10 protein-coding genes and 1 pseudogene are annotated in these 14,064 nt (G+C 44.2%); 2 read left to right on the forward strand and 9 right to left on the reverse strand.

Features of this window, described 5'->3' with window-relative positions:
• Window positions 1-173: 173 nt before the first annotated feature.
• On the reverse strand, window positions 174-2,930 hold the full coding sequence (gene polA, locus B3D47_RS00860) for a DNA polymerase I (RefSeq protein WP_286859448.1): 2,757 nt from the start codon (window positions 2,928-2,930) through the stop codon (window positions 174-176).
• 161 nt (window positions 2,931-3,091) lie between these two features.
• Here polA and B3D47_RS00865 point away from each other — a divergent pair, with 161 nt between their 5' ends.
• A complete protein-coding gene (locus tag B3D47_RS00865) occupies window positions 3,092-5,794 on the forward strand; it encodes a DUF2339 domain-containing protein (RefSeq protein WP_286859450.1) in 2,703 nt (900 codons plus the stop codon).
• Between the two features lie 139 nt (window positions 5,795-5,933).
• Here the strand turns inward: B3D47_RS00865 and B3D47_RS00870 are convergent, their stop codons facing one another.
• Both B3D47_RS00870 and B3D47_RS00875 read right to left on the reverse strand, forming a co-directional pair.
• Window positions 5,934-6,857, reverse strand: a complete 924-nt coding sequence (locus tag B3D47_RS00870) for a mechanosensitive ion channel family protein (RefSeq protein WP_004812984.1) — start codon at window positions 6,855-6,857, stop codon at window positions 5,934-5,936.
• Between the two features lie 9 nt (window positions 6,858-6,866).
• Complete coding sequence (locus B3D47_RS00875; protein ID WP_273797990.1) at window positions 6,867-7,688, reverse strand: hypothetical protein; 822 nt, start codon at window positions 7,686-7,688, stop codon at window positions 6,867-6,869.
• Between the two features lie 103 nt (window positions 7,689-7,791).
• Here B3D47_RS00875 and gspE point away from each other — a divergent pair, with 103 nt between their 5' ends.
• Window positions 7,792-9,285 carry a type II secretion system ATPase GspE gene (gspE, locus tag B3D47_RS00880; protein ID WP_286859454.1) on the forward strand — a complete coding sequence of 498 codons (1,494 nt, stop codon included), beginning with the start codon at window positions 7,792-7,794 and terminating at the stop codon, window positions 9,283-9,285.
• Window positions 9,286-9,331: 46 nt separating this feature from the next.
• On the opposite strand, the pseudogene B3D47_RS00885 reads toward gspE, so the two are convergent.
• The 6 genes and pseudogenes from B3D47_RS00885 to B3D47_RS00910 form a co-directional block, all read right to left on the reverse strand.
• Window positions 9,332-9,696 (reverse strand): annotated as a pseudogene (locus tag B3D47_RS00885) (DUF4951 domain-containing protein).
• A gap of 219 nt (window positions 9,697-9,915) precedes the next feature.
• Window positions 9,916-10,341 (reverse strand): organic hydroperoxide resistance protein, encoded by a 426-nt coding sequence (locus tag B3D47_RS00890; RefSeq protein ID WP_076753114.1) that lies wholly within the window; start codon window positions 10,339-10,341, stop codon window positions 9,916-9,918.
• 102 nt (window positions 10,342-10,443) lie between these two features.
• Window positions 10,444-11,268, reverse strand: a complete 825-nt coding sequence (locus B3D47_RS00895) for a carbon-nitrogen hydrolase family protein (protein WP_286859456.1) — start codon at window positions 11,266-11,268, stop codon at window positions 10,444-10,446.
• A 24-nt stretch (window positions 11,269-11,292) separates the two neighbouring features.
• The gene (gigB, locus tag B3D47_RS00900; protein WP_004812973.1) at window positions 11,293-11,811 is read right to left on the reverse strand and encodes an anti-anti-sigma factor GigB; all 519 of its coding nucleotides are present in this window, start codon (window positions 11,809-11,811) and stop codon (window positions 11,293-11,295) included.
• 112 nt (window positions 11,812-11,923) lie between these two features.
• Window positions 11,924-12,892, reverse strand: a complete 969-nt coding sequence (gene gigA / locus B3D47_RS00905; protein ID WP_286859458.1) for an RsbU family protein phosphatase GigA — start codon at window positions 12,890-12,892, stop codon at window positions 11,924-11,926.
• 102 nt (window positions 12,893-12,994) lie between these two features.
• Entirely contained in the window at window positions 12,995-13,882 is an 888-nt protein-coding gene (locus B3D47_RS00910) for an MlaA family lipoprotein (RefSeq protein WP_004889856.1), read from the reverse strand.
• Window positions 13,883-14,064: the final 182 nt, after the last annotated feature.

A 14,064-nucleotide genomic window follows, 5' to 3' on the forward strand; every position in this document is an offset into this window, starting at 1 on the left:
AACTTCTTGGAAATTCATCTCTGAGAAGTAATAGTCTTCTTTATCTTAAAAAGAGAAGAAGGAATTAATAAGACTATTCATGGTAATCAAAATTAGGTGTAACTCCCTCTCCCTGGGGGAGAGGGCTAATATAAATCTCCTGAAACCCCTCTGAAAGAGGGGTTCAAAGCACTTTAGTGCGCCTCATCCCAATTCTTGCCTTGGCCCACTTCTACCAGTAAAGGCACAGAGATCTGCACTACAGATTGCATTACTTCAGCCAGCTTAGGTGCCAGCTCATCAGCAATCGCTTCATCAACTTCAAATACCAATTCATCGTGGACTTGCAGCAGCATTTTGGCCTGGTCTTTTGGCAACATCTTGTCGACTTCAATCATCGCTATCTTGATAATATCGGCAGCTGAACCTTGTAGTGGGGCATTGATTGCAGCACGTTCAGCAGCTTTACGTATCATCATATTGCGCGCATCAATATCTGGGGTATACAAACGGCGGCCAAGAATGGTTTCCACGAAGCCCTGTTCCAGCGCAACCTGACGGGTACGCTGCATATATTCATAAATACCCGGATAGCGGTGGAAATATTGCTTGATGTATTCCTGTGATTCCTGGCGGGTGAAACCAAGCTGACGAGTCAAGCCAAACTCGGACATGCCGTAAAGCAGACCGAAGTTTACTGCTTTGGCTTGGCGACGTTGATCATTGGTCACATCTTCCAGGGCAATACCGAGGACTTCTGCCGCGGTACGACGATGGACGTCCTGACCGTGAATAAAAGCATCCACCAGTGCATCATCCTGAGACAAATGTGCCATCAGACGTAATTCAATTTGGGAATAATCGGCTGCAAGTAAAATACGACCTTCTGGTGCAACAAAAGCTTTACGGATCTGACGGCCAATTTCTTCACGAATTGGAATATTCTGCAGGTTTGGGTCGGTTGAGGATAAACGACCGGTTGCAGTCAGTGCCTGATGATAGCTGGTATGTACACGATGAGTATCATTATTGGCCTGTTTACAGAGCCCATCAGTATAAGTACTTTTCAGCTTGGACAGACCACGGTAGTTCAGGATCAACTCGGCAATTGGATGCTCAAGCTTTTCCAGAATGCTTTCGCTGGTGCTGTACTGACCTGTTGTGGTTTGCTTGCCACCTTTTAGACCCAGCTTATCAAACAGGATTTCACCAACCTGTTTCGGTGAGCTGACATTAAAGGATTCGCCCGCCATTTCTTCAATCTGCTGTTCCAGATTTTTCATGGTTTCAGCAAAGTCACAGCCCAACTGATCCAGGAAAGCCAGATCCAGCTGAATGCCATTTTCTTCCATGCTGGTCAATACACGTGCGACCGGCATTTCAATATTTAGCAGGATGTTGAGCAGTTCCGGATGTACTTTGAGTTTTTCATGCAGCACTTCATACAGACGATAAGTGACATGGGCGTCTTCTGCGGCATAGTGTGCTGCAGTTTCAATATCAATCTGGTTAAAGGTTTTCTGTTTCGCACCTTTACCGGCAATCTGTTCAAAGGTCGTGGTCAGGTGGCTTAAATAAAGACGTGCTACGTCATCCATACCGTGACGGGTTGCCACTGAGTTCAGCACATAAGACGCCAGCATGGTATCGAAGTACCAGCCTGCCAGCTGGATTCCATGATTTTCTAGGACATGCGCATCATATTTCAGATGATGGCCAATTTTCTGAATAGTGTCGTCTTCTAAAATGGGTTTGATTTGCGCAAGGATGGTTTCACGATTTAACTGCTCAGGCGCATTCTCATAGTCATGTGCCAGCGGTACGTAATAGGCATCCTTTGCATCAAAAGCCACCGAGAAGCCCACGATTTGAGCAATACGATAATCCAGACTGGTGGTTTCAGTATCAAAAGCAAAACGTTGGGCAGTATTTAAACGATTAAATAAAGCATCCCAATCTGCCTGATTCAGCACGGTGTGATAAGTCGCCTGTCCCAGTTGATCATCACTGCTGGTCAATGATGCATGATCTTCTTCTATTGGCGCTACAGGTTTGGTTGTAATCGACTGAACTACTTGCTTGTAATTGCTATTGTTCGGATTGTTTGGATGATCCAGAGATTGCAGTTGGTTACGGAATTCAAGCTCGGTATAGAGTTCGCGTAGTTTGGCAACATTTGGCTCAGCAAGTTTTAAATCATCATAACCAAAGCTCAAATCCAAATCGATCACAATACTGGCCAGCTGATGATCCAGCGTAATGCCTTCAACATTGTCTTTGATATTTTGTCCAACTTTGCCTTTGATCTTGTCGACATTTTCCAGAATGCCACCAATTGAGCCATATTCATTCAATAATTTGGCTGCGGTTTTGGCACCGACGCCAGGTACGCCCATAATACCGTCTGAGGCATCGCCCATGAGGGTCAGGTAATCGATAATCTGATTTGGCCAGACCCCAAACTTTTCAAATACACCATTTACATCGAGTGGCTTTTCTTTAAAGCTGTCTTCCAGGGTTACTTTTTCGGTCACCAGCTGGGCCATATCTTTATCGCCCGTAGAGATCAGTACTTGATGACCCATGGCTTCAGCACGTTTTGCCAGTGTGCCGATAATATCATCGGCTTCTGCGCCTGGCAGGGCGTGTAGTGGAATTCCTAAGGCTTTGATTAATGCGTGCAGGTAGGGAATTTGCTCGGCAAGCTCGCTCGGCATGCTTGGGCGGTCACCTTTATAGATGGGTGACAGTTCATGACGAAAAGTGGGTTCAGGGGTATCGAAAATCACTGCCATATGTGTAGGCTGGACACGGCGCATCAGTTTTTGAATGGCAGAAATTGCACCACGAATTGCATTGGTGTGTAAACCGGTTGACGTGGTTAACGGTGGCAGCGCGTGAAAGGCACGAAATAAAAAGTAAGAGCCATCGACCAAGACAAATGGTGGCATGTATTCAATTCCTTATTCAAATAATAGCATTATTGTACGTGATTTTTAGCGTGCCCGCTGAGCAAGTCTGTGGCAACAGCTTAGCGAATAATGACCGAAGATGAAATAACCGGCAGCGGCATGTTGTATGATGGAGTGGTATGGGACTGGAAAATATAAGAATGACAACAGGGCAAAATGAATTACGCATGATGTGGCTGATCAGCCTGGTGATTGTAGGCTTGAGTGCCTGGTATCTGGATTACGAGATTGTCAGCTATTTATGTGGGCTCGGTTTTCTGATGAGTGTAATGCAGTATGTCAATGCAGTGCAGCAGCCACTTGAAGAGATCACTGCTGAACATCAGTTGTCTATTTCTGGTTATTCCAAAGTTCCATTATATATTTCTTCCCTGATTACCATTGTGGGAGGTGTCATCGACCTGAAATGGTTGATGGGGCTGGGCGTTACGGCCTGGATTTTCTTTCTGTTCCGATGGTTACAACGAATAGAGATGTCATTGCGTCAGTTGCAGCATCGTATTCACTCGATGCCAAGTCAGGACACTCTAAATTCTCAGCCAGTTCCACTGCAAGCCTTTCAACAGCCCACTCAAGGTGATCATGCTTCACCGGGTTTAATCGATCAGATCCAGCGCTGGATTTTTCAGGGCAATCCGGTACTTAAAGCTGCAATCGGGATTCTGGTTGTCGGGATTATCCTGTTACTACGTTTTGCAACGGAGCATTGGCAAATCAGCCTGACGATGAAATTGGGCCTGATTGCTTTGGCAAGTATGGCTGTTACTGGGCTGGGCTATTGGTTGATCGAGAAAAACCGCAGTTTTGCGCTGGCACTGGAGGGTCTGGGATTAAGTGCGCTGTTTCTGACCTTATTCTTTGCCTATTACAATCTGGTCATTCCTGGTCTGTTGATGGCATCAGTGCTATTTGTGCTGATTATGGCCATGACGCTATATCTCAGTTTTAAGCAGAATAGTTTTGAATTGACAGTGATGGCGCTGCTAATTGCCTATATTGCACCATTTACTTTGCCTGTACGGGATGCCACCGCTGTAGAGCTGATTGCTTATTATCTGGTCATTAATATCGGAGTAGCAACGCTGACCAGCTTAAAACCCTGGAAGACGCTGAATCAGATTGCCTTTCTGGTCACTGCGATTGTTGGGGGAATCTATGCGCTGATTCATGGCTACACTTCTGAGCGCTATAGCATGACTGGCTTGATTCTGGCACATAGTGCCGTGTTTATCTGGCTGGGATTTCGTTTTAGTCAGTTACTCGCTAAAGATGACCTGAGCAGGTTCCAGCTCAAGCCGATTCTGGACATTGCCCTGATTTTTGCCGCGCCAATTACAGCCTATATTTTCCTGTATCTGATTCATTTTAATGAACGTACATGGCAGGCAGGACTGAGCCTGATTTATGCCATAGTATTCGCAGTTTGCTGGTTAGGATCGCGGCGCAGTCATACCCTGAATATCATTGCCAATAGCTATCTCAGTCTGATGCTGATTTTTATTGCCCTGATTCCACCAATTTTGCTGGAAAGTGAATGGAGCGTAGTGGGCTGGGCCGTAGAAGGCGTATTAATTTATTTCTGGGCTTTGGAAAAGAATCTCAAAGTTGGGCAATATTTGAGTATGGGCTTACTGATCATGGCTGGGCTGAGCAGTCTGTATTATCTTGTTGAGCTGAATCCAACACCACGACACATCTTCTGGATACTGAGTGGCTGTTATCTGGCGGTGCTCCTGATTAGCCAGTTCAAAAAGCATTATATCCAGCAACTAGATGGGCTGAGTACTGGCTTCTTGAGCTTACTCAGTTTCTCCGCCAGCCTGATGCTGTTTGCCTTATTGGAAGACGAGTTCACTTCGCCAGATGCCTATATTTATAGTCTGGCTACAGTTGCACTGATTTTTGCTGTTCTTAATGAAATTATCTTCAGAAAAAATCAGGACTGGAGCTGGCTGGTGCCAAAATGGTGTGGCTTAACGCCATTGGTTTTTGCTGGTGTGGTTCTGGCAATTGATCAGAGTGAAAATGGTGTACTGATTTGGGAGAGTCAATTTGCCCGGAGTATCTTTGGATTATCAACTTTATTGTTAGCCTGGCAATGGCTGCGACCAGCCTCAGGCTTGTTGCTTTCAAAAGAATGGGTGAGTTTGGGAGCTCTATTGAGTCTGACTCTGGCAAGCCTATGTCTGATTCCAAGTATGCCCTATATCAGTATGGTGATTTTGCCATTAGGTCTGTGTTTCTGGTCTTATAAACAATCTGCGGATTCTGCTTGGCCGATGCTATGGCAAAGCAACAGTACCTTGATTCTGATGGCAGCCTGGTTGTTGTGTTCACAGCTGCTCAGTCAGCAGGCCTTTGAGTTCTATTTGCTTCCTGTTTTAAATCCTTTTGATCTGGTGAGTATTGCCATGTTGATCAGCTTCATCTGGATGTTGCTGCAACAGATTAGGGCAGGGCGAGATAAAGGAATAATGGCAGTACTTATGGTACTGAGTTTACTTTGGCTATCCAGCTATATTGTATTGCGTGCCTTGCATATGTATTTAGGAACGCCGTTGAACAGTTTGGAAGTTTGGAGTAATGCTACAGTCCAGTTGAGCTTGACCATTCTATGGGTGCTATTGGCTTTTGCAACGATGTGGATTGCGGCAGTGAAAGCCCTGAAACCGATGTGGATTCTGGGTGGTAGTATTCTGGTGATTGTAACCTTAAAATTGGTGATGTTTGATCTGTCTCATGTCGGGACCTTAACTCGAGTACTGTCCTTCTTGCTGGCAGGAGGAGTGATGTTATTGATTGCTTATGTTGCACCAATGCCGGATGGGGAGAAGAGGGTTTGAATCTAAATTAACTACATTTGAGCGTTAACTTAATCTCCCCCAAATCCTGAACAAGCTTTAAGCAATGTGCAAGGAAAAGAGCGGCTTTTTATGACAATTCCTCTCTTTGTAAAGCGAGGTTAGGAGAGATTTAAAAAAGTTATTTTAAATCCGGCTCCCTCTTCAATTCCTTCTCATTGGCATATTGATCAACATCTTCATTTTCCAGCGGACGTGCAAGCGGATGATCTACAAAGCCCATTTTTGGTACAGGAATCTCAATATGATTTTCCAGGAAACCATTACGAATGCGTTCCTGCATTTCATCACGAACTTTTAAAAAGTTTTCACCTTGACACCAGACTGCAAACAGCAATTCAATGGATGATTCCCGGAAAGCAGTTACTGTCACAGCCGGTTTCGGATCGGCAAGCACCATTGGATATTTGTTTGCCACATCCAACAGTACTTCACGAACCTTGATAATGTCTTCATGGAAATTAATCGCCAACGTGATCGGAATTCGCCGGATCGGAAATTTGGACAGGTTATGTACCGGGGCACGGATCAGTTGCTCATTTGGCAACCGGACATAGATATTATCCTGGGTTAATAATTTGACTGAGAGCAGGTCAATCGAAATGACTTCACCTTCAATGGTATGCCCACGAATCAGGGTAATCTGAATGGTATCACCAACTTCAAAAGAACCTTCACCAATCAGGAACATACCGCTGATCAGGTTGGATGCTGAGGTCTGAGATGCGAAACCCAGTGCAACTGTCAAAATACCTGCTGCACCTAAGAAGACACTGAGCTTAAAACCGGCTTCCTTTAAGCTGGCCATGACAAACAGCAGGAAAATGAAGTAGAAAATACCGCGACGCCAGACCATTTGCTGATGGGCATTAAAGCGTAGGCCAATCGTCCGGATAAAGGCATTTGAGAAAAAACGTGCAATTAAAAACCCAATAAAGCACAGTACGATTGCGACAGCAATTTCTGTCAGCCGATCAGTATTGATACTGGTAAATACGCCTTTCAGGCTATTGGTGACTTCAGCAGAAATACTTGAGTTTGCCATTAGCCGTCCTTAAAAGAATGAATCAAACATATTGAACAGGTTGCCTGCGGGGTCACGTGGCGGATGCAGATAGTCCACTTCACCGGCATGTGGTGGGGTACGGTTTTCAATCCGAATTCGAGGTGGACGATCCAGACCTTCATGCAGGACTTTAATTTGCGAGGTCCAAAGACGTCCCGTACTGGCACTGAAAAACAGCGGTAGGGCAGGTACGGGCACATTCATACGGTCAAAGCGCAGTTGCTGATTACTGGTATTGTGGAATTCAATTGGAGTTACAGCACGAAATGCACGCGGCGTCAGCTGTTTTAGCTCAGTACGACCATCGACTGCTGTGGCATAACAGATTTCCCCAGAACGATGATTCGGGCCAAACCAGGTATCTTTAGGTAGAATTACCGGAACATCAAAAATTGGATCTCGCTGTCCATCGACAAAACCGGCAATCCACAGCGGCGTACTGATATATAGGGTTCCGCGTTGTCCGGCCGGAATATAAATGGGATCGACAGGTTTGATCACTACAGAACGATCTGCCAGACGAGGCATGAGTTGCAGTTTACTTTTGGTGGACTTGAACATATAGCGTTCAATTTTCACTGGCTGAGGAAAGGCAAAATGGGGATCTTCGATTTGGTGCCATTTCTGCTCATAGTCAAACTGTATCACAGGGCGGTAATACTCCAGACGCCATTCCTGCAAGCCACGTGTCAGACGGAACAGCAGCGAACCAAATTGCCAGGCTTTGGACTCATTTATTTCAAAATTCTGTTCCCCCCACCAATGAATAGAGGGCTGAGCAGAGGAAAAATCAACTTGATCTTGTAGCAATGCGGCTGTCCTTTCGTACTAAATCTTTCTAAACATACTTCACGCTGTCATGTGCTTAGAGTACACTCAATTTAAATTTTTTCACTATTATTATAATTCTACGATGCAAGTACTGAAACAATTACAAATCCCTTATAGTTTTGCCAAACGCCATGGGGTGTTGTTGCGTTATGAAGGGGATCAGGTCTTTATCGTCCGTCGTGATAATACCTCGATGCTTGCATTGCAGGAAGCACGCCGTTTTTTAGGCCATCCTGCCCAGTATCAGCTCTGCAATGATCACGAATTTAGCCAATTACTCAGTAGCAGTTTCGCTGGAGACAGTGGCGAATCACAACAAGTCGCAGCTGGTCTGGAAGATCATCCAGATTTGCTTAGTCTGGCCGATTCTGTCCCTGAAGCTGAAGATTTAATGGATCAGGAAGATGATGCGCCGATTGTCCGCCTGATCAATGCCTTACTTTCAGAAGCAATCCGTGTGGGTGCTTCCGATATTCATATTGAATCCTTTGAGAAGAAACTTTCAGTCCGCTTGCGGGTTGATGGTCAGTTACGCGAAATTGTACAGCCACGCCGTGAACTGGCACCGCTGTTAGTCTCGCGGATTAAAGTCATGGCCAAGCTGGATATTGCGGAAAAGCGTATTCCCCAAGACGGTCGTATTTCGTTGCGCCTAGCAGGGCGTGAAGTCGATGTCCGTGTTTCTACCTTGCCATCTTCGTATGGTGAGCGCGTGGTAATGCGTCTATTGGACAAACAGGCCGGTCGCCTGAACATGACCCATTTGGGTCTAATGAATAATGATTACGATCGCCTCAAGACTTTGGTACATCGTCCACATGGGATTATTCTAGTCACTGGCCCAACTGGTTCGGGTAAAACGACGACACTGTATGCAGCACTTTCCGATCTGAATGATGGTTCCAAGAATATCCTGACCGCGGAAGATCCGGTCGAGTATCAATTGGAAGGTATTGGGCAGACGCAGGTAAATACCAAAGTGGATATGACCTTTGCCCGTGCTTTAAAAGCGATGCTGCGTCAGGATCCCGATGTCGTCATGGTGGGTGAGATTCGTGACCTGGAGACAGCAGAAATAGCAGTACAGGCTTCTTTAACAGGTCACCTGGTTTTATCAACCCTGCATACCAATACTGCAATTGGTGCAGTAACCCGTCTTAAAGACATGGGGATTGAACCTTTCTTATTATCCAGTTCACTGATCGGGGTGGTTGCCCAGCGTCTGGTACGTACTCTCTGTGCACATTGTGCGACCTGGCATGTAGCGGATGAATTTGAACAAGGTCTGTTTGCCCATGTCCATAATGGGACACAATTAGAATTACCACAGCCAAAAGGTTGTGAACGCTGCTCACATACAGGCTTTACTGGTCGAACTGCGATCTATGAAATTGTCTCGGTGGATGATCATATGCGCCGTCTGATTCATGGTAATGCACCAGAATACGAGTTAGAAAGCTACGCACGTCAACAATCTGGTTCTATTCGTGACGATGGCTTACGTAAAGTGCTGGCAGGTAAGACGACGGTGGAGGAAGTACTGCGGGTCACCAATGAAGCAGCAGAATTAGCTTAATGATAGAACTGTTAAAAAGTAGCCAGTTGGACTGCTTTTTAATAAATTACCACAAGTCGATAATTTTCTTCATGAGTTGGGCACGCAATGGAGCGGTTGGATTGCCGGCATTGCGTTGAGTCTCATTTTTATAAAAATTTTGCCAGGTTTTCGCTATTTCTACAGTTAAACCCACCTGTTTCATCTTTTCAACATCAGCTTTACTAACATGTTTTAAACGTGTTTCTGCATCTTGAGGGCCTGTGCCCAGCCAATTACACCTTGCCCAAACTCAGGCAGGCTCATGTTATGCGGTGTAGGAGGAATAGCAAGTCGATCAATATCTAGATTCACCAAGGATTTGACTTGAGGGCGAATTTTTTCAGAAACTTGCACATCTGCAAGAGAGGAGATAGGGATACTTAAAAACAGTGTGATGAGGAGAAGAGGCTTTTACATCAAAATAAACCCAATAATAAATGCGAATAAGAATCATTATATATAACTATCTGTCTAATTGTTATCTTTTTGAAATAGGAAGATGAAAACAGTATTTAAAAAGCTGAAGACCCGCCAACTAAGAATTGAATTTTTATACTGGATCAAGGCTATCCTGAAAACAGATTTTTCAGGATAGCTGTCTACTGGATCTTAAGTAATCACATTTAGCGTGACATCAATATTATTACGGGTGGCATTAGAATATGGGCAGACAATGTGCGCAGCATCCACCAGCTTTTGAGCTTCGTCCTGATCCATACCTTCCAGATGAACATTTAGGGTAACTTCAATACCAAAGCCAGTTGGGATCGGACCAATCCCTACCTCACCTTCAATATAAGCCTCTTTACTCATATTCAGTTTGTCTCGATTAGCCACAAATTTCATCGCCCCTAAAAAGCAGGCTGAATAGCCAGCAGCAAAGAGCTGTTCAGGATTGGTACCACCGCCTGAACCACCCATTTCCTTTGGTACTGCGAGTTGTATATCCAGCAGTTGATCATCCGTAGTAACCCGACCATCGCGGCCACCTGTTGCTTTGGCATGGGCGGTATAGACAGTTTTTTCTAATGACATGATATGAATCCCTGTTATTTTTTCATGGAGTTTCTATGCTCGATGATTTTTAAACAGGAATAAGCAGGGATTTTGTTATTTTATGCAGGAAAATCGCAAACTTTAAAACTGGATCAATTTTCGATGTTGCATCAATGGCATGGACTCACGGACTTTATGCTGTTCTTTTAAATCAAAATCTACCGTGATCAGCTGAGCACCTTCCGCATGTACCATATCCAGTACCTGACCGCGGCTATTGGTGGCTGCAGTATGTCCCCAAGTCTGACGTTTTTCTCCATGCCAGCCCTGTTGTGCAGCACCAAGCACAGCACACTGAGTATCCATGGCACGTGCTTGTAGAAGTAACTGCCAATGCATTTGACCTGTGGTATAGGTAAAAGCAGAAGGGGCAGTCAGAATATTGGCGCCTTGTTGACGTAAAGTCAGTGCCAATTCAGAGAAACGCAGGTCATAACACACCATCAAGCCAATATTGCCAAATGGGGTTTTCGCAACCAAGACCTCTGTACCTGGTTCAAAGAATTTGGACTCCTGATAGCCACCGACAGCATCACCCACTTGCACATCGAATAAATGAATCTTGTCATAACGTGCTTCAGTACGTTCCGGGCTAATGCACAGGCTTACAGTACGGACACGACCATCTTCAATGACTGAACCATCCGGGCGATACGGACAAGGCAGGGTGCCAGCAATAATCCAGATCTGATATTGATGTGCCAGTTTTTCGAGACGTTGCTGAATGTTTTCAAACTGAGCTGCAGTTTCGCGTTGTTTTCCGGCAGCAAAGCAGACAAAATTTTCAGGAAAGACGATCAGTTCAGCACCAGCGGCTTTACTCTGCTGAATCAAGGATTCTATCGTTCTGAAATTGTCTTCAATTTCATTCTGAGAATTCATTTGTACAACAGAGAGTAAAGTCATCGTTTCCTTCCTGGAAAATTAAGATTAAATATTGGGTTCGGACACCTTATCGAGATTATCCTGTTCTTTTTGCAGCTGTTTAACCAAAGGTTCGAACATATTTTTGTTGCTTTCATTGAGTTTCATCAATGTCTTATGCGCATCCAGGACCGTAGTGAGCATATTACGATGCGTTACATGCTCTTCGATCAGGGCACGGGTGCAGACATGCGAATCTCCACAATAGTTCAGAATTACAAATACCTGTCCCAGACCCATACTATTGGCCAGGGTTGTAATATCTGAATTGGTAGAAAGCATGACAGCCTGGATATGATGCACTTGTTTCAGTTTCAAACCCAGTTTCGCAAGAACGCCCAGCACAGTACTATCAATAAAACTGGTTTCAGTTAAATCAACGATCGCACCAACGACATTATCTTGCTGTTCAATTTTGTTCAGTAACTTGTCTAGACTTATGCAAGATTGTGCACGCACTTCGCCAATAAGCTTAAAAATATGCGTTCCGTTCAAACTTGCATATTCAACATGACCTGTTGACATATAAATGCCATTTGCAGAGAAGGATATTAAATTATCCCATAGGGTAGTTTGATACTCAAGTAGCTGAAGGTCTGAGTTAATTTAAGTATCTATTAAAGCAATAATTATATTACTAATTCATACGTATGAAGCTAAGGAAGGCAATATCGTCCGCCACATGCTCCGGCGCCTGAAAAGATTGATTTTGCAAGTGATAGACCAACTGTGCAAACTGTTCATTCAAACCGCCATCAAAGGGTTCCAGGGCACCATCCGAACATAAAATGAATCGGGCATGACGTTTCAGGATGAATTCTTGTTCATCTACTTCCAGTTCTTCGGTCAGCCCGAGTGGAAAACTACTGGTCGATAAAATTTTGGGTGCCTGATTGGGTTCAAAGATAATAGGCGGTGGATAATGTCCGGCACTGGACCAGCGCACTATATGCGTTTCAAGGTTTAAAACCCCAGCAATCATGGTGATATGCTTTTCAATATTTTCCTGAACCAGCATGCCATTCAGCTTTTTGATCAGTTCACGTGGCGATTTGGAGCGGCCATGAAAAGCTGCCATCCATGATGTAAGTAAACTACTGGTGACACCATGTCCAGACACATCAGCCAGATAGAACATCACTTCTTTGTCGCTAATTTTCCAGTAATCGTACCAATCACCAGAAAGATAAGCGGAAGGCTGAAAATATGTTTCTACCTGATAGTTGAAAAGCTCAATCGGGTTGGGAAGCAATCTTTGTTGTAACTCTGCTGCGGAAGGTAAGTCGCGACTATCCTGGTTTCTTTTATATTGCGCATCAATTTTTTGTAAAGCGAGGAGAGGCTGAGCTGGAAGTTTGTTCCAGATCCACCCGGCAAGAGCACCTTGCTCCCAGGCTTGAGATAGTTCAGCTCCTTCATTTTCCAAAGCCAAGACAATGGTAGGAAAATTCCATTGGTATTTTAAATAGTCATGCACATCAGAAATTGCAAGAATAGTCTGATCATACAACTCATGATCTTCAAGACCAATCATCTGCACATCTGGAAGCGTGTCAAGGACTTGATCAAGATAAGGAACATCACGAGTCGGCTGAATAAAATACATAAGGAAATGAACTAATCCCAAATTTGTTTATTAGATGTACTATAACAAGCTATTGATTACCGGCGAATCTTTTTCACCGATAATCTTGCTGAAATTATTTACTTAAAAGGTTGGTTCTGTCGAATCGCTCTGATCTTCATCAAACTCATCTTCAAATTCATCATCTATATCAGTAAATAGACTTTCCGACTCTAAGCCTTTTTTTTCAGCAATTGCATAACTGGTACGTTGCAGATAAATGTCACGAATCTGTGCATAACGATCACCAGTCAATACCCCTTCAACGTCCAGTATTTCAGAACGAGTGTCGATAACACGCAAAGACTGGTCACTCCAGTAAAGTCCGTCATTATCATCAAGAATATATTTTTGTGGACGAGCCTGGCTATCTACAGCGCTACCAATTACCCCGCGGACAGAGCTTGGACCTAAAAGTGGCAGCATGATATAAGGACCAGAAGGCACTCCATAATAACCTAAAGTAATTCCCAGCCTTTCATCTTCATGACTCAAGCCCAAGCGACGGGCAGGATCTGCCAAACCTAGAGTCGTTAGCGTATTAATGGTAAAGCGGCCTAGGGACTTGGCAGCCCGTGCAGGACGACCTTGAATTAACTGGTTGACTACATTCCAGGGTTCACCCAGGTTATTGCGGAACTGAGTATAGCTGCCGCGAACATCTTTCGGAACCTTTTCCACATATTGTACGGCTACAGGTCGTAACACGTTGCGGTCAATCACATCGTTAAATTGATAGATCTTTCTATTTAGTGGCTGAAAGGGATCTTTAACTTCTTCAGCCTGTGCTGCTCTGGCATCGACCTTCAATTGTGTCTGTAATTGTTGCGCCTTATTGGAAATTTTTGTTCTAAGGGGCGTTTTTTCAGGCTCATTTTCTAGATTTTCCACATCGGTAGTCACCTCAGCAAAAACCTGTGCGGTTGAGGCTAAAGAAAATAAACATAGAGTTAAGTAAATAGAACGATGCATAAGGTAACCTGAGGCCTTTTCCGGGTAAGTAGCACTACTTATTAATATGAAAATAATAAACGTTATATTCAGGAATAAACATCATTTAAGCAAATTTGTATAAAAAATGAAGGAAAAAACACGAAAAGATTAAAAAATACACATGTGGAGAGATTTTTTTTAAAAAGGTGTTGCAAGCCCTC

The organism is Acinetobacter sp. UBA3461, from assembly GCF_002381195.1.
Lineage (GTDB): Bacteria > Pseudomonadota > Gammaproteobacteria > Pseudomonadales > Moraxellaceae > Acinetobacter > Acinetobacter schindleri.

Coding starts and splice junctions, on each gene's coding strand:
- polA (WP_286859448.1), bottom strand. CDS start 2,930: ATGCCACCATTTGTCTTGGTCGATGGCTCTTACTTTTTATTTCGTGCC.
- B3D47_RS00865 (WP_286859450.1), top strand. CDS start 3,092: ATGACAACAGGGCAAAATGAATTACGCATGATGTGGCTGATCAGCCTG.
- B3D47_RS00870 (WP_004812984.1), bottom strand. CDS start 6,857: ATGGCAAACTCAAGTATTTCTGCTGAAGTCACCAATAGCCTGAAAGGC.
- gspE (WP_286859454.1), top strand. CDS start 7,792: ATGCAAGTACTGAAACAATTACAAATCCCTTATAGTTTTGCCAAACGC.
- B3D47_RS00890 (WP_076753114.1), bottom strand. CDS start 10,341: ATGTCATTAGAAAAAACTGTCTATACCGCCCATGCCAAAGCAACAGGT.
- B3D47_RS00895 (WP_286859456.1), bottom strand. CDS start 11,268: ATGACTTTACTCTCTGTTGTACAAATGAATTCTCAGAATGAAATTGAA.
- gigB (WP_004812973.1), bottom strand. CDS start 11,811: ATGTCAACAGGTCATGTTGAATATGCAAGTTTGAACGGAACGCATATT.
- gigA (WP_286859458.1), bottom strand. CDS start 12,892: ATGTATTTTATTCAGCCGACTCGTGATGTTCCTTATCTTGATCAAGTC.
- B3D47_RS00910 (WP_004889856.1), bottom strand. CDS start 13,882: ATGCATCGTTCTATTTACTTAACTCTATGTTTATTTTCTTTAGCCTCA.